This is a genomic window from Micromonospora sp. AMSO1212t, assembly GCF_008868145.1.
Lineage (GTDB): Bacteria > Actinomycetota > Actinomycetes > Mycobacteriales > Micromonosporaceae > Micromonospora > Micromonospora tulbaghiae.
Window position 1 is genome coordinate 17,582 of the sequence record NZ_WBKS01000009.1, and the last position, 14,915, is coordinate 32,496.

The following is a 14,915-nucleotide window of genomic DNA, read 5'->3' on the forward strand; positions in this document are numbered from 1 at the left end:
CACCCTGCCCCGGATCCCACTCGTTAGCTAGCAGTACAGACGACGACATAGGGGACATAGTGCTCGACGTCAACTTCTTCGACGAGCTGCGCATCGGCCTCGCCACTGCTGACGACATCCGTCAGTGGTCCCACGGCGAGGTCAAGAAGCCCGAGACCATCAACTACCGCACCCTCAAGCCGGAGAAGGACGGGCTCTTCTGCGAGAAGATCTTCGGTCCGCAGCGGGACTGGGAGTGCTACTGCGGTAAGTACAAGCGGGTCCGCTTCAAGGGCATCATCTGCGAGCGCTGCGGCGTCGAGGTGACCCGCTCCAAGGTTCGCCGGGAGCGGATGGGTCACATCGAGCTTGCCGCTCCGGTGACCCACATCTGGTACTTCAAGGGCGTGCCGAGCCGGCTGGGCTACCTGCTGGACCTCGCCCCGAAGGACCTCGAAAAGATCATCTACTTCGCCTCGTACGTCGTGACGAGCGTGGACGCCGAAGCGCGTCACCGCGACCTCTCGACCATCGAGAACGAGATTCTGGCCGAGAAGCGGCAGGCCGAGAACAGCCGCGACTCGGAGATCGAGAAGCGGGCCGCCAAGCTGGAGGCCGACCTGGCCGAGCTGGAGGCCGAGGGCGCGAAGGCGGACGTCCGGCGCAAGGTCAAGGAGGGCGGAGAGCGCGAGATGCGCCAGATCCGCGACCGGGCCCAGCGCGAGATCGACCGCCTCGACGAGGTTCTCGACACCTTCCGCAAGCTGGAGCCGAAGCAGCTGGTCACCGACGAGCTGCTCTACCGCGAGCTGCGCGACCGCTTCGGTGAGTACTTCACCGGCAGCATGGGCGCCGAGGCGATCAAGGCCCTGGTCCAAAACATGGACCTGGGGGCCGAGGCGGAGAGCCTGCGCGAGACCATCCGCTCCGGCAAGGGCCAGCGGAAGATCCGTGCGCTCAAGCGGCTCAAGGTCGTCGCGGCGTTCCAGAACACCCGGAACTCGCCGCTCGGCATGGTGCTGGACTGCGTCCCGGTCATCCCGCCGGACCTGCGCCCGATGGTGCAGCTCGACGGTGGCCGCTTCGCGACCTCCGACCTGAACGACCTGTACCGGCGTGTGATCAACCGGAACAACCGCCTCAAGCGGCTGATCGACCTCGGCGCACCCGAGATCATCGTCAACAACGAGAAGCGGATGCTCCAGGAGGCCGTCGACGCGCTGTTCGACAACGGCCGTCGCGGTCGTCCGGTCACCGGCCCGGGTAACCGGCCGCTCAAGTCGCTGTCCGACATGCTCAAGGGCAAGCAGGGCCGGTTCCGCCAGAACCTGCTGGGCAAGCGCGTCGACTACTCCGGCCGTTCGGTCATCGTGGTCGGCCCGAAGCTCAAGCTGCACCAGTGCGGCCTGCCCAAGCAGATGGCGCTGGAGCTGTTCAAGCCGTTCGTGATGAAGCGGCTGGTCGACCTCAACCACGCGCAGAACATCAAGTCCGCCAAGCGGATGGTCGAGCGGCAGCGGCCGGTCGTGTGGGACGTGCTGGAAGAGGTCATCGGCGAGCACCCGGTTCTGCTGAACCGCGCGCCGACCCTGCACCGTCTGGGCATCCAGGCCTTCGAGCCGCAGCTGGTCGAGGGCAAGGCCATCCAGATCCACCCGCTGGTCTGCACCGCGTTCAACGCCGACTTCGACGGTGACCAGATGGCGGTCCACGTGCCGCTGTCCGCCGAGGCCCAGGCCGAGGCGCGGATCCTGATGCTGTCGTCGAACAACATCCTCAAGCCGGCCGACGGCAAGCCGGTCACCATGCCGACCCAGGACATGGTCATCGGTCTCTACCACCTCACCCACCTCACTCCGGGAGGCAAGGGCGAGGGCCGGGCGTTCAGCTCGGACGCCGAGGCGCGGATGGCGTACGACAACGGCGAGCTGCACCTGCAGGCGCCGGTCCGGATCCGGCTGCGCGACGTCGTCGGTGTGGACAACGGCGCCGGCGCCGAGCCCTGGACCCCCGCCGAGGGCTGGACCGAGGGCGAGCCGGTGACGGTGGAGACCACCCTGGGCCGGGTCCTGTTCAACGAGACGCTGCCCCCGGGCTACCGCTTCGTGAACTACGAGATCCGCAAGGGCCAGCTCTCCGCGATCGTCAACGACCTCGCCGAGCGGTTCCCGAAGGTGGCCCTGGCGGCCACCCTGGACGGGCTCAAGGAGGCCGGCTTCCACTGGGCCACCTGGTCCGGCGTCACCATCGGCATGGAGGACGTCATCGCTCCGCCGCGCAAGCGGGAGATCCTGGAGCGGTACGAGAAGGAAGCCGACCGGATCGACAAGCAGTACCAGCGTGGTCTGATGACCGCCGAGGAGCGCCGCGGCGAGCTCATCGAGATCTGGACCAAGGCGACCAACGAGGTCGCCAAGGAGATGGACACCGCGCTGCCGCAGGAGAACCCGCTGTGGAAGATGATCAACTCGGGTGCCCGCGGTAACCTGCTCCAGCTCCGGCAGATCGCGGCGATCCGTGGTCTGGTGGCCAACCCGAAGGGCGAGATCATCCCGCGGCCGATCAAGGCCTCGTACCGGGAGGGTCTGTCCGTGCTGGAGTACTTCATCTCCACGCACGGCGCCCGTAAGGGTCTCGCGGACACCGCCCTGCGTACCGCCGACTCGGGTTACCTGACCCGGCGTCTGGTGGACGTCTCGCAGGACGTCATCATCCGCGAGGAGGACTGCGGCACCGACCGTGCCATCCCGATGCAGATCGGTGAGCGGGTCGACGGCAAGCTCGTCGTGCACGAGCACGCCGAGACCAGCGTGCACGCCCGGACGCTGGCCGACGACATCAAGGGGCCGGACGGCACCGTGGTGGCCCACCGCGGCCAGGACATCAACTCCATCCTGGTCGACGCGATCGTCGCCGCCGGGACGGAGACGGTGCGGGTGCGCAGCGTGCTCACCTGCGAGTCGAAGCTGGGCGTCTGCGGTGCGTGCTACGGCCGCTCGCTGCCGACCGGCAAGACCGTGGACGTCGGCGAGGCGGTCGGCATCATCGCCGCCCAGTCGATCGGTGAGCCGGGTACGCAGCTGACGATGCGTACCTTCCACACCGGTGGTGTCGCGGGTGAGGACATCACCCAGGGTCTGCCCCGTGTCCAGGAGATCTTCGAGGCCCGGGTGCCGAAGGGTAAGGCGCCCATCGCCGACACCCCGGGTCGCATCCGCATCGAGGACGGCGAGCGGTCCCGCAAGATCGTGGTCATCCCGGACGACGGCAGCGACGAGATCGTCTACGACAAGATCTCGAAGCGGGTCCGGCTGCGGGCGCACGACGGCGACCACGTCGAGGTCGGCGAGAAGCTCACCGAGGGCACCATCGACCCGCACGAACTGCTGCGCATCCTCGGCCCGCGCGCGGTCCAGGTCCACCTGACCCAGGAGGTCCAGGAGGTCTACCGCTCGCAGGGTGTGCTCATCCACGACAAGCACATCGAGATCATCATCCGCCAGATGCTCAAGCGGGTGACGGTCATCGACTCCGGCTCGACCGAGTTCCTGCCGGGTGTGCTGGTCGACCGGGCGCTGTTCGAGTCGGAGAACCGCCGGCTCGTCGGCGAGGGTGGCGAGCCCGCCGCCGGTCGCCCGGTGCTGATGGGTATCACCAAGGCATCGCTTGCCACTGACTCCTGGCTGTCGGCGGCCTCCTTCCAGGAGACCACCCGGGTGCTGACGGACGCGGCGATCCACGCCCGCAGCGACTCGCTGATCGGCCTCAAGGAGAACGTGATCATCGGTAAGCTCATCCCGGCCGGTACGGGCATCAGCAAGTACCGCAACGTCCGGGTCGAGCCGACCGAGGAGGCGAAGGCCAAGGTCTACTCGATGACCGGATACCCGGAGACCGACTACGGCTTCGGGCCGGCCAGCGGCCAGGCGGTTCCGCTGGACGACTTCGACTTCGGGTCGTACCGCTAAGCAGTAGAAGACGACGAGGCCCCCGGCATCCGCCGGGGGCCTCGTCGCGTCCGGAGTGCCGGGACCGGGCTGCCTTCCGTCCGGATGGACGGCCGGGCCGGGGCATGATGGAGGGCATGACGACCGTGCCCGGGCAGGCGCCCGTCGCGCCGCAGGCGTACCGCCATCCGCACGATCCGGAGCCGGTCCGCTCCACCAAGGCCCGCGCCGTCTTCGCGCTCGGGCTGATCGGCGCGCTCACCGGTCTGTTCCTCGGCGGCGCGGTGCCGGCCACTGTCGCGCTCATGCTGGCCCGGCAGGCGCGCCGGGAGGCGTACGCCTCGGGTGGTTATCTCACCGGCGCGGACTGGCTGCGGCGCGGCGAGCAGATGGCGCGGACCGGACTGGTGCTGACCGCCGCCGCCGTGGTCGCGGCGGTGGTGATCGGTGTGGTCCGGGCCGCCGACGCCTCGTTCGGCCACGACTTCGCGCCGAACTTCGACTGACCCGGTGGGGGAGCGGGCCCGCGCCCGCCCACCCGACGGTGATCGGCGACGGTAGCCTGGCCGGTGTCCGTCGCGCGGCGGGCGCGTGTGGACAGGAGGATCCCGTGACGGAACCGGCTCCGCCGGGAGGCGACCCGACCCGCGGCGGGCCGTACCCGCCGGGTCCCGCGTCCGCGCCGGCGCACCAGCCGGTGCCGTACGGGGCGTACCCGGGGAACCGGCCGGCGCACGGCGGCGGGTGGCCGGCGTCGGCGAGCGCGCCCGGCCACGGCGGCTGGGGTCCGCACGGCGGTCCGGCGTTCCCGCCGCCGCCGGCCGAGGCGCCGCGGCCGCCGAAGCGGGTCGACGCGGTGCCGGGTACGCCGTTCGGTGTGGTCCACCTCGACGTGCCGCCGGTCACCTCGGGTCTGGCCATCGGGTCGCTCGTCGCCGGCATCGCCGCGATCGGGGTGTCCCTGCTGGTGTTGTGCGTCGGTCTCGCCGGCCGGAACGTCGGCGGTGCCTGGGCGGCGGGCGCGTTCACCGTGCTCGGCGGGCTGATCGGCGTCGGCGCGGTGGTGGCCGGGCTGCTCGCCCGGCGGCAGATCCGGCGGCCGGCGCCGCCGCCCTCGGTCCGGTTCACCGGCGCCCGCCTGGCCGTCGCGGGGATCTCCTGCGGCGCGGTGGGGGTGCTGTTCGGCCTGATCGGGCTCGCCCTGGCCCTGGTGGTGCAGATCACGTGAGGCCCTCGCCGCGACGCCTGTGGCCGGTGACCTGGGTTGAGCGGTATGTCCGGGTGCCCGAAGGCCGGGCGGTGTCGGGGCCGCCGGGTCGTTCGGCGGACGGGCCGGTACACTTGTCACTGTAGGTGCCCATCGTTGGCGCATCGGCGACCCGGAGACCGGGCGGCGGACCGCGGAGCGGTCCTTCCCGACCCATCCGTTTTGACCGGCGCGGCTGTGGTAGGTACTCTTTCCCCTTGTGCCCGGGCTCGCCCGGGCAATGCGTGCGTGCGCTGGAACCGGTCAGCCGGTGATCTCGCGGTCGCACCACCAAGACCAGAACATCCGGTACGACGCGTCAGCGGCCGGCACCGGACCGTGATTTGGGCGACACGCCCGACCGCGGGTGCTGGGGCTCCGTCAGGCGGCCCCGGTTGGAATGTAAGAGAGCCGCCCATCCGGACGGCTGGAGCAGACGGCGCGGTCGCCTCGCAGCGGCCGAAGGGAGCGGAGAAACCCGGTGCCCACCATTCAGCAGTTGGTCCGAAAGGGCCGTCAGGCCAAGACGACCAAGACGAAGACCCCGGCGCTCAAGGGGTCTCCCCAGCGGCGCGGCGTGTGCACCCGTGTGTACACCACCACCCCGAAGAAGCCGAACTCGGCGCTGCGCAAGGTCGCTCGTGTCAAGCTCAGCAGCCAGATCGAGGTGACCGCCTACATCCCGGGCGTCGGCCACAACCTGCAGGAGCACTCGATCGTGCTCGTGCGTGGCGGCCGTGTGAAGGACCTGCCCGGCGTGCGGTACAAGATCGTGCGCGGTTCGCTGGACACCCAGGGTGTCCGCAACCGCAAGCAGGCTCGCAGCCGCTACGGCGCGAAGAAGGAGAAGAGCTGACATGCCGCGTAAGGGACCCGCTCCGCGGAAGCCGCTGGTCGCTGACCCGGTGTACAACTCGCCCCTGGTCACCCAGCTGGTGAACAAGATCCTGATGCGCGGTAAGCGTCAGCTCGCCGAGCGCATCGTGTACGCCGCCCTGGAGGGCTGCCGCGAGAAGTCCGGCACCGACCCGGTCGTCACGCTCAAGCGCGCGATGGACAACGTCAAGCCGACCCTCGAGGTGCGCAGCCGCCGTGTCGGTGGCGCCACCTACCAGGTTCCGGTCGAGGTCCGGCCGTCCCGCGCGACCACCCTCGGTCTGCGCTGGCTGGTGACCTACTCCCGGGCCCGGCGCGAGAAGACCATGGTCGAGCGGCTGATGAACGAGCTGCTGGACGCGAGCAACGGCCTGGGCGCCGCCGTCAAGCGGCGTGAGGACACGCACAAGATGGCCGAGTCCAACAAGGCCTTCGCGCACTACCGCTGGTAACACCTGAGGTTCCGGCGCCCGCCCGGCGCCGGAACCGCCACCAGTTGTGTCGAGACGACGATAAGTAGGGATTGAAGTGGCCGCCGCAGACGCGCTCGCCAACGTACGCAACATCGGCATCATGGCCCACATCGATGCCGGTAAGACCACTACCACCGAGCGAATCCTGTTCTACACCGGCATCACGTACAAGATCGGTGAGGTCCACGAGGGCGCCGCCGTCATGGACTGGATGGAGCAGGAGCAGGAGCGCGGTATCACCATCACTTCCGCCGCCACCAAGTGCGAGTGGAAGGGCCACACGATCCAGATCATCGACACGCCCGGCCACGTCGACTTCACGGTCGAGGTCGAGCGGTCGCTGCGGGTGCTGGACGGTGCGGTCGCGGTCTACGACGGCGTGGCCGGCGTGGAGCCCCAGACGGAGAACGTCTGGCGGCAGGCGGACAAGTACAACGTCCCCCGGATGTGCTTCGTCAACAAGCTCGACCGGACCGGCGCCGACTTCTTCCGCTGCGTGCAGATGATGATCGACCGGCTCAACGCCACCCCGCTGGTGCTCCAGATCCCGATCGGCGCCGAGTCCGACTTCATCGGCGTGGTCGACCTGGTCGAGATGCGCGCGCTCACCTGGCGCGGCGAGACCCAGAAGGGTGAGGACTACGCGGTCGAGGAGATCCCGGCCGACCTCGCCGACTCCGCCGCGGAGTGGCGCGAGAAGCTGATGGAGACCCTCGCCGACGTCGACGACTCGGTGATGGAGAAGTACCTCGAGGGCGAGGAGATCTCGGTCGACGAGATCAAGGCCGCCATCCGCCGGTCCACCATCGCCGGCAAGGCCAACCCGGTCCTCACCGGTACCGCCTTCAAGAACAAGGGCATCCAGCCGATGCTGGACGCGGTCGTCGCGTACCTGCCCTCGCCGCTGGACATCCCGGCGATCGAGGGTACGGCCACCGACGGCGAGACTCCGCTGCAGCGGAAGCCCGCGGTCTCCGAGCCGTTCTCCGGTCTGGCCTTCAAGATCCAGACCGACAAGCACCTCGGCAAGCTCACCTACGTCCGGATCTACTCCGGCACGCTCGAGTCCGGTTCCCAGGTGATCAACTCCACCAAGGACCGCAAGGAGCGGATCGGCAAGATCTACCAGATGCACGCCAACAAGCGGGAGGAGCGCAGCTCCGCCCAGGCCGGCGACATCATCGCGGTGCAGGGTCTGAAGCAGACCACCACCGGTGACACCCTGTGCGACCCGGCGAACCCGGTCATCCTGGAGTCGATGACCTTCCCGGAGCCGGTCATCGAGGTGGCCATCGAGCCGAAGACCAAGGCCGACCAGGAGAAGCTCAGCACCGCCATCCAGCGGCTGGCCGAGGAGGACCCGACCTTCCGCGTCAAGCTGGACGACCAGACCGGTCAGACGGTCATCTCCGGCATGGGCGAGCTGCACCTGGACATCCTGGTCGACCGGATGCGCCGCGAGTTCAACGTCGAGGCGAACATCGGCAAGCCGCAGGTGGCGTACCGCGAGACCATCCGCCGCAAGGTGGAGAAGATCGAGTACACCCACAAGAAGCAGACCGGTGGTTCCGGCCAGTACGCCCGCGTGATCATCAGCGTGGAGCCGCTGCCGCTGGGCAACGACGCGCCGACCTACGAGTTCGCCAACGCCGTGACCGGTGGCCGCATCCCCCGGGAGTTCATCCCCTCGGTGGACGCGGGCGCGCAGGACGCCATGCAGTACGGCATCCTCGCCGGCTTCCCCCTGGTGGGCGTCAAGCTCACCCTGGTGGACGGCCAGTACCACGAGGTCGACTCGTCGGAGATGGCATTCAAGATCGCCGGCTCGATGGCGATGAAGGAGGCGGCCCGCAAGGCCGACCCCGCACTCCTCGAGCCGATGATGGCCGTTGAGGTCACCACTCCTGAGGAGAACATGGGTGACGTCATCGGCGACCTCAACTCCCGGCGTGGCATCATCCAGGCGATGGAGGAGCGCAGTGGCGCTCGCGTCGTCCGGGCTCTGGTGCCGCTGTCGGAGATGTTCGGCTACGTCGGCGACCTGCGGTCGAAGACCCAGGGCCGGGCTAGCTACAGCATGCAGTTCGACTCCTACGCCGAGGTTCCGAACTCGGTGGCCAAGGAGATCATCGCCAAGGCGACGGGTGAGTGACGCTCACCCTCGGCTGATCCGATGACGCGAGGGCGGTCGCGGGAGGGTTCTCCCGCCCGCGGCCACCTCGATCGGGTTGCGTGAGACCGGGCCTGTAGGCTTCATCGCCGCAGAACCCACAAAAGCTCTCCGGCCTTCCGGCCGGAAAGGCTGTCGACAGAGTCCTAAGCGCCGAACCGCGCGCCGGGGCGAACGAACCAAGAAAGTCCACAGGAGGACCCAGTGGCGAAGGCGAAGTTCGAGCGGACTAAGCCGCACGTCAACATCGGCACCATTGGTCACATCGACCACGGTAAGACGACGCTGACGGCGGCCATCACCAAGGTCCTGCACGACCAGTACCCGGACCTGAACCCGTACACGCCGTTCGACGAGATCGACAAGGCGCCGGAGGAGAAGGCCCGCGGCATCACGATCTCCATCGCGCACGTCGAGTACCAGACCGAGGCGCGTCACTACGCGCACGTCGACTGCCCCGGTCACGCCGACTACATCAAGAACATGATCACCGGTGCCGCGCAGATGGACGGCGCGATCCTGGTGGTGGCGGCGACCGACGGCCCGATGCCGCAGACCCGCGAGCACGTGCTGCTGGCCCGTCAGGTCGGTGTGCCGTACATCGTCGTGGCGCTCAACAAGAGCGACATGGTCGACGACGAGGAGCTCCTGGAGCTCGTCGAGCTCGAGGTGCGCGAGCTGCTCTCCTCGCAGGAGTACCCGGGTGACGACCTGCCGGTCGTCCAGGTCTCCGCGCTGAAGGCGCTCGAGGGCGACCCGGTGTGGACCGAGAAGCTGCTCGAGCTGATGAGCGCGGTCGACACCGCGATCCCGCAGCCCGAGCGCGAGACCGAGAAGCCGTTCCTCATGCCCGTCGAGGACGTGTTCACGATCACCGGTCGTGGCACCGTCGTCACCGGTCGTGTCGAGCGTGGCGTGCTGCTCCCGAACGAGGACGTCGAGGTCGTCGGCATCCGCGAGAAGGGCTTCAAGACCAAGGTCACCGCGATCGAGATGTTCCGGAAGACCCTGGACGACGCCCGCGCAGGCGAGAACGTCGGCCTGCTGCTGCGTGGCACCAAGCGCGAGGACGTCGAGCGCGGCATGGTGGTCATCAAGCCGGGCACCACGACCCCGCACACGGAGTTCGAGGCGACGGTCTACATCCTCTCCAAGGAGGAGGGCGGCCGGCACACCCCGTTCTTCCAGAACTACCGCCCGCAGTTCTACTTCCGGACCACGGACGTCACCGGCGTCGTCACGCTGCCCGAGGGCACCGAGATGGTCATGCCGGGCGACAACACCTCGATGTCGGTGAAGCTGATCCAGCCCATCGCCATGGAGGACAACCTGAAGTTCGCGATCCGCGAGGGTGGTCGTACGGTCGGCGCGGGTCGCGTCACCAAGATCATCAAGTGAGCTGGGTAACCCCGATTAGCGTCGCCGCCGGTCGTGCGGCATACTAGTCAGGTTGCGTAACGACGGTCGGTCACCTGCGTCCGGTTAACGCTGGACCTCCGGGAGTCAGACTGTCTCGCGTAGGGTGGTTGGCTGCCATCGGGCGGTCAACCACCCTCGCGCGGCGTCCAGGTCGCGGTTCCCGCGACCGGCGCCATGACCCACCGCGTGGTCAGAGGATCGCTCCGGAGTCCCGGGGCGGAGCCTGGCCCACGGGCGCGACACGCCCGACCGCGGGGGTCGGCGGAAGTGGGCCTGTGCCAGCCGGTACAGGCGCCCGCAACACAGCGGCATCGAGAGAAGGAACAGAAGCCACCATGGCGGGACAGAAGATCCGCATCCGGCTCAAGGCCTATGACCACGAGGTCGTCGACTCCTCGGCTCGGAAGATCGTCGAGACGGTGACGCGTACCGGGGCGCAGGTCGCTGGCCCGGTGCCGCTGCCCACGGAGATCAACCGTTTCTGCGTCATCCGCTCGCCGCACAAGTACAAGGACTCGCGCGAGCACTTCGAGATGCGTACGCACAAGCGTCTGATCGACATCATCGACCCGACCCCGAAGACGGTCGACTCGCTCATGCGCCTCGACCTGCCGGCTGGCGTCGACATCGAGATCAAGCTGTAGGGACCGGACAAATGGACAGGCAAGTCAAGGGGATCCTGGGCGCCAAGCTCGGCATGACCCAGGTCTGGGACAACAACAAGGTTGTGCCCGTGACCGTGGTTCAGGCCGGCCCGTGCGTCGTGAGCCAGGTTCGTAGCGCCGACAAGGACGGCTACTCCGCGGTCCAGCTGGCGTACGGGGTCATCGACCCGCGCAAGGTCAAGAAGCCGGTCGCCGGGCACTACGCCAAGGCGGACGTCGCGCCGCGCCGGCACATCGTCGAGCTGCGCACCTCCGACGCCGCGGACTACGCGCCGGGCCACGAGGTCACGGTCGAGCAGTTCCCGGCCGGCGTCGTGATCGACGTGACCGGAAAGACCAAGGGCAAGGGCTACGCCGGCCCGATGAAGCGGCACGGCTTCCACGGCCTGCGCGCCAGCCACGGTGTCGAGCGCAAGCACCGCTCGCCCGGCTCGATCGGCGCCTGCGCGACCCCGGGTCGCGTCTTCAAGGGCACCCGGATGGCGGGCCGGATGGGTGGCGTGCGCTACACCGTCCAGAACCTGACCGTCCAGGCGGTCGACACCGAGAACAACCTCCTGCTCGTCCGCGGCGCCATCCCCGGCCCGAAGGGCGCGCTGGTCCTGGTCCGCACTGCGGCCAAGGCGAAGGTGAAGAAGGGCGGTGCGGCCAAGTGACCACCGTTGACGTCATCAACGTCGAAGGCGCCAAGAGCGGCTCCGTCGAGCTGCCGGCCGACATCTTCGACGCACAGGCCAACATCGCCCTGATGCACCAGGTCGTGGTGGCCCAGCTTGCGGCGGCCCGTCAGGGTACGCACAAGACGAAGACCCGCGGCGAGGTCTCCGGTGGAGGCAAGAAGCCGTACAAGCAGAAGGGCACCGGTCGTGCCCGCCAGGGCTCGACCCGCGCGCCGCAGTTCGCCGGCGGTGGCGTGGTCCACGGCCCGGTGCCGCGCGACTACAGCCAGCGCACCCCGAAGAAGATGAAGGCCGCCGCCCTGCGTGGCGCCCTCTCGGACCGGGCCCGCGCCGGCCAGGTGCACGTCGTCGAGGCGTTCGTCTCGGGTGAGAAGCCGTCCACCAAGGCGGCCCTGGCCACGCTGACCAAGCTGACCCAGGCCCGCCGGGTCCTGGTCGTGCTGAGCAGCACCGACGAGCTGAACTGGGTGTCGCTGCGGAACCTGCGCAACACGCAGGACGGCCGGGTGCACCTGATCGAGGCCGGCCAGCTCAACACCTACGACGTGCTGGTGGCCGACGACGTGGTCTTCACCAAGGAGGCCCTGGACGAGTTCCTGGGCGTGCCGGCCGAGACCACCGAGGAGGATGGCAAGTGAGCACGATCGCCGATCCGCGTGACGTCATCGTCGCGCCGGTCGTCTCGGAGAAGAGCTACAGCGAGCTGAACCGCAACTGGTACACCTTCCTGGTGCACCCGGACGCCAACAAGACCGAGATCAAGATCGCTATCCAGCAGATCTTCAACGTCCGCGTCCTGACGGTCAACACGCTCAACCGCGAGGGCAAGCGCAAGCGGACCCGTACCGGGTTCGGCAAGCGCAAGGACACCAAGCGCGCGATGGTGAAGCTGGCTGACGGTGACCGTATCGAGGCCTTCGGCGGCCCGGTCAGCTGAGGGGTGTAGACAATGGCTATCCGTAAGTACAAGCCGACGACGCCGGGCCGGCGTGGCTCGAGCGTTGCCGACTTCGCCGAGATCACCCGGTCGACGCCCGAGAAGTCGCTGCTGGCTCCGCTGCCGAAGAAGGGCGGACGCAACGCCCACGGCCGGATCACCACGCGGCACCACGGTGGCGGCCACAAGCGCCAGTACCGTCTGATCGACTTCAAGCGGGTCGACAAGGACGGCGTGCCGGCGAAGGTCGCCCACATCGAGTACGACCCGAACCGCACCGCGCGTATCGCGCTGCTGCACTACGCCGACGGCGAGAAGCGTTACATCCTCGCGCCGAAGGACCTGAAGCAGGGCGACCGCGTCGAGTCCGGTCCGGGCGCCGACATCAAGCCGGGCAACAACCTGCCGCTGCGCAACATCCCGGTCGGTACCACCATCCACAACGTGGAGCTGCGTCCGGGCGGCGGCGCCAAGCTGGCCCGCTCGGCCGGCGTCGGCATCCAGCTGCTCGGCCGTGAGGGCGCGTACGCGACCCTGCGTATGCCGTCCGGTGAGATCCGGCGCGTGGACGTGCGCTGCCGCGCCAGCATCGGCGAGATCGGCAACGCCGACCAGTCGAACATCAACTGGGGTAAGGCCGGCCGTATGCGGTGGAAGGGCAAGCGCCCGACCGTCCGTGGTGTCGCGATGAACCCGGTCGACCACCCGCACGGTGGTGGTGAGGGTAAGACCTCCGGTGGTCGCCACCCGGTCAACCCGCAGGGTAAGCCCGAGGGCCGCACCCGTCGTAAGGGCCAGCCGAGCGACCGGCTGATCGTCCGCCGCCGCTACGCCACGCGTAAGCGCGGCTGAGGGAGATAAGACATGCCTCGCAGCCTGAAGAAGGGCCCGTTCGTCGACGACCACCTGCTCAAGAAGGTGGAGACGCAGAACGACAAGGGCTCGAAGAACGTCATCAAGACCTGGTCGCGGCGCTCGACGATCATCCCGGAGATGCTGGGTCACACGATCGCCGTGCACGACGGACGCAAGCACGTCCCGGTCTTCGTGACCGAGGCCATGGTCGGGCACAAGCTCGGCGAGTTCGCGCTGACCCGCACGTTCAAGGGTCACGAGAAGGACGACCGGAAGAGCCGCCGGCGCTGACGCCGCGGGCATACGGATAGAGGAACAAGGGGTTACAGCGATGCCAGGAAAGGGCGACGCTCCGGTGCTTCCGGGCGCGCGGGCGGTTGCGCGGCACGTGCGCATCTCGCCGATGAAGGCGCGCCGGGTGGTCAACCTCGTCCGCGGCCTGCCCGCGAAGGAGGCGCTCACGGTGCTGCAGTTCGCGCCGCAGGCTGCGAGCGAGCAGGTGTACAAGGTGCTCGCGAGCGCGATCGCCAACGCGGAGAACAACGAGCGGCTGGACCCCGACGCGCTGCTCGTCAGTGAGGCGTTCGTCGACGAGGGCCCGACCATGAAGCGGTTCCGGCCGCGGGCGCAGGGCCGGGCGTACCGGATCCGCAAGCGCACCTGCCACATCACCGTGGCGGTCGAGGCGGTTGCGGCGGCCACGCCGAAGAAGTCGGCGAAGAAGGCCGCTCCGGCCAAGCCGGCCGCTGAGGAGCAGAGCACGACGGAGGGTGCCGAGTAATGGGTCAGAAGGTTCACCCGACCGGGTTCCGGCTCGGCATCTCGACCGACTGGAAGTCCCGCTGGTTCGCGGACAAGCTCTACAAGGACTACATCGGCGAGGATGTCAAGATCCGCCGGATGATGTCCAAGGGCCTCGAGCGCGCCGGCATCTCCAAGGTCGACATCGAGCGCACCCGGGACCGGGTCCGCGTCGACATCCACACCGCCCGGCCGGGCATCGTCATCGGCCGTAAGGGTGCGGAGGCCGACCGGATCCGCGGCGAGCTGGAGAAGCTCACCGGCAAGCAGGTCCAGCTGAACATCATCGAGGTGAAGAACCCCGAGTCGGACGCGCAGCTGGTCGCCCAGGGCGTCGCCGAGCAGCTGTCCAGCCGGGTCAGCTTCCGCCGGGCCATGCGCAAGGCGATGCAGTCCGCGATGAAGAACCCCGCCTGCAAGGGCATCCGGGTTCAGGTCTCGGGCCGTCTCGGCGGCGCCGAGATGAGCCGGACCGAGTTCTACCGCGAGGGCCGGGTTCCGCTGCACACGCTGCGGGCCAACATCGAGTACGGCTTCTTCGAGGCCCGTACCACCTTCGGCCGGATCGGCGTGAAGGTCTGGATCTACAAGGGCGACGCCGTCCCGGGCCGCGAGGCCCCGGCCGAGGCCGCCCCGTCGCGCGGCCCGCGCCGCGACCGTGGCGACCGGCCGGACCGGCCGCGCCGTGGCCGCTCGGGCTCGTCCGGTACGACCGCCGGTGGCACCGAGGCCGGCCGGGCTGCCGCGACCACCATCGCGCAGCAGGCGGAGACGCCGGCCGGTGAGCCGGTCGACAGCGCTGCGGTCGCCGCGGCAGCTTCGGCTCCGGCGGCTACCCAGCCGGCAGAAACGCAGCAGGAGGGCTGA

15 protein-coding genes are annotated in these 14,915 nt (G+C 68.8%); all 15 read left to right on the forward strand.

The window, feature by feature from the left end; translation table 11 throughout:
• Positions 1-59: 59 nt before the first annotated feature.
• The 15 genes from F8279_RS04325 (at position 60) to rpsC (ending at position 14,915) form a co-directional block, all read left to right on the forward strand.
• The gene (locus F8279_RS04325) at positions 60-3,947 is read left to right on the forward strand and encodes a DNA-directed RNA polymerase subunit beta' (protein WP_091426414.1); all 3,888 of its coding nucleotides are present in this window, start codon (positions 60-62) and stop codon (positions 3,945-3,947) included.
• A 116-nt stretch (positions 3,948-4,063) separates the two neighbouring features.
• On the forward strand, positions 4,064-4,432 hold the full coding sequence (locus F8279_RS04330; RefSeq protein WP_192580625.1) for a hypothetical protein: 369 nt from the start codon (positions 4,064-4,066) through the stop codon (positions 4,430-4,432).
• A 350-nt stretch (positions 4,433-4,782) separates the two neighbouring features.
• Positions 4,783-5,154 (forward strand): hypothetical protein, encoded by a 372-nt coding sequence (locus tag F8279_RS30190; RefSeq protein ID WP_175438866.1) that lies wholly within the window; start codon positions 4,783-4,785, stop codon positions 5,152-5,154.
• A 499-nt stretch (positions 5,155-5,653) separates the two neighbouring features.
• A complete protein-coding gene (rpsL, locus tag F8279_RS04340; RefSeq protein ID WP_007465318.1) occupies positions 5,654-6,028 on the forward strand; it encodes a 30S ribosomal protein S12 in 375 nt (124 codons plus the stop codon).
• A gap of 1 nt (position 6,029) precedes the next feature.
• Positions 6,030-6,500: a 30S ribosomal protein S7 gene (gene rpsG, locus F8279_RS04345; protein WP_073828950.1), complete on the forward strand. Its 471-nt coding sequence runs from the start codon at positions 6,030-6,032 to the stop codon at positions 6,498-6,500.
• 76 nt (positions 6,501-6,576) lie between these two features.
• Positions 6,577-8,673, forward strand: coding sequence for an elongation factor G (gene fusA / locus F8279_RS04350; protein WP_091426409.1), 2,097 nt, complete (start codon positions 6,577-6,579; stop codon positions 8,671-8,673).
• Positions 8,674-8,895: 222 nt separating this feature from the next.
• Positions 8,896-10,089 (forward strand): elongation factor Tu, encoded by a 1,194-nt coding sequence (gene tuf, locus F8279_RS04355; protein ID WP_091426406.1) that lies wholly within the window; start codon positions 8,896-8,898, stop codon positions 10,087-10,089.
• 356 nt (positions 10,090-10,445) lie between these two features.
• Positions 10,446-10,754, forward strand: coding sequence for a 30S ribosomal protein S10 (gene rpsJ / locus F8279_RS04360; RefSeq protein ID WP_007073037.1), 309 nt, complete (start codon positions 10,446-10,448; stop codon positions 10,752-10,754).
• Between the two features lie 11 nt (positions 10,755-10,765).
• The gene (rplC, locus tag F8279_RS04365; RefSeq protein WP_091426403.1) at positions 10,766-11,431 is read left to right on the forward strand and encodes a 50S ribosomal protein L3; all 666 of its coding nucleotides are present in this window, start codon (positions 10,766-10,768) and stop codon (positions 11,429-11,431) included.
• Positions 11,428-12,093 (forward strand): 50S ribosomal protein L4, encoded by a 666-nt coding sequence (gene rplD / locus F8279_RS04370; RefSeq protein ID WP_073828946.1) that lies wholly within the window; start codon positions 11,428-11,430, stop codon positions 12,091-12,093. Before rplC ends, rplD begins: the two co-directional genes overlap by 4 nt.
• A complete protein-coding gene (gene rplW, locus F8279_RS04375) occupies positions 12,090-12,392 on the forward strand; it encodes a 50S ribosomal protein L23 (protein WP_013288632.1) in 303 nt (100 codons plus the stop codon). The genes rplD and rplW overlap by 4 nt, the downstream gene beginning before the upstream one ends.
• Before the next feature lie 12 nt (positions 12,393-12,404).
• Complete coding sequence (gene rplB / locus F8279_RS04380) at positions 12,405-13,244, forward strand: 50S ribosomal protein L2 (protein ID WP_091426400.1); 840 nt, start codon at positions 12,405-12,407, stop codon at positions 13,242-13,244.
• Between the two features lie 12 nt (positions 13,245-13,256).
• Positions 13,257-13,538: a 30S ribosomal protein S19 gene (gene rpsS, locus F8279_RS04385; protein WP_007073032.1), complete on the forward strand. Its 282-nt coding sequence runs from the start codon at positions 13,257-13,259 to the stop codon at positions 13,536-13,538.
• Between the two features lie 40 nt (positions 13,539-13,578).
• Complete coding sequence (gene rplV, locus F8279_RS04390; protein ID WP_013288630.1) at positions 13,579-14,028, forward strand: 50S ribosomal protein L22; 450 nt, start codon at positions 13,579-13,581, stop codon at positions 14,026-14,028.
• A complete protein-coding gene (gene rpsC, locus F8279_RS04395) occupies positions 14,028-14,915 on the forward strand; it encodes a 30S ribosomal protein S3 (RefSeq protein ID WP_091426398.1) in 888 nt (295 codons plus the stop codon). Before rplV ends, rpsC begins: the two co-directional genes overlap by 1 nt.

Excerpts from the sequence above, each read along its gene's own strand:
- rpsG (WP_073828950.1), top strand. The coding sequence starts at position 6,030 with ATGCCGCGTAAGGGACCCGCTCCGCGGAAGCCGCTGGTCGCTGACCCG.
- rplB (WP_091426400.1), top strand. The coding sequence starts at position 12,405 with ATGGCTATCCGTAAGTACAAGCCGACGACGCCGGGCCGGCGTGGCTCG.
- rpsC (WP_091426398.1), top strand. The coding sequence starts at position 14,028 with ATGGGTCAGAAGGTTCACCCGACCGGGTTCCGGCTCGGCATCTCGACC.
- rpsS (WP_007073032.1), top strand. The coding sequence starts at position 13,257 with ATGCCTCGCAGCCTGAAGAAGGGCCCGTTCGTCGACGACCACCTGCTC.
- rpsJ (WP_007073037.1), top strand. The coding sequence starts at position 10,446 with ATGGCGGGACAGAAGATCCGCATCCGGCTCAAGGCCTATGACCACGAG.
- rplC (WP_091426403.1), top strand. The coding sequence starts at position 10,766 with ATGGACAGGCAAGTCAAGGGGATCCTGGGCGCCAAGCTCGGCATGACC.
- rplV (WP_013288630.1), top strand. The coding sequence starts at position 13,579 with ATGCCAGGAAAGGGCGACGCTCCGGTGCTTCCGGGCGCGCGGGCGGTT.
- F8279_RS04330 (WP_192580625.1), top strand. The coding sequence starts at position 4,064 with ATGACGACCGTGCCCGGGCAGGCGCCCGTCGCGCCGCAGGCGTACCGC.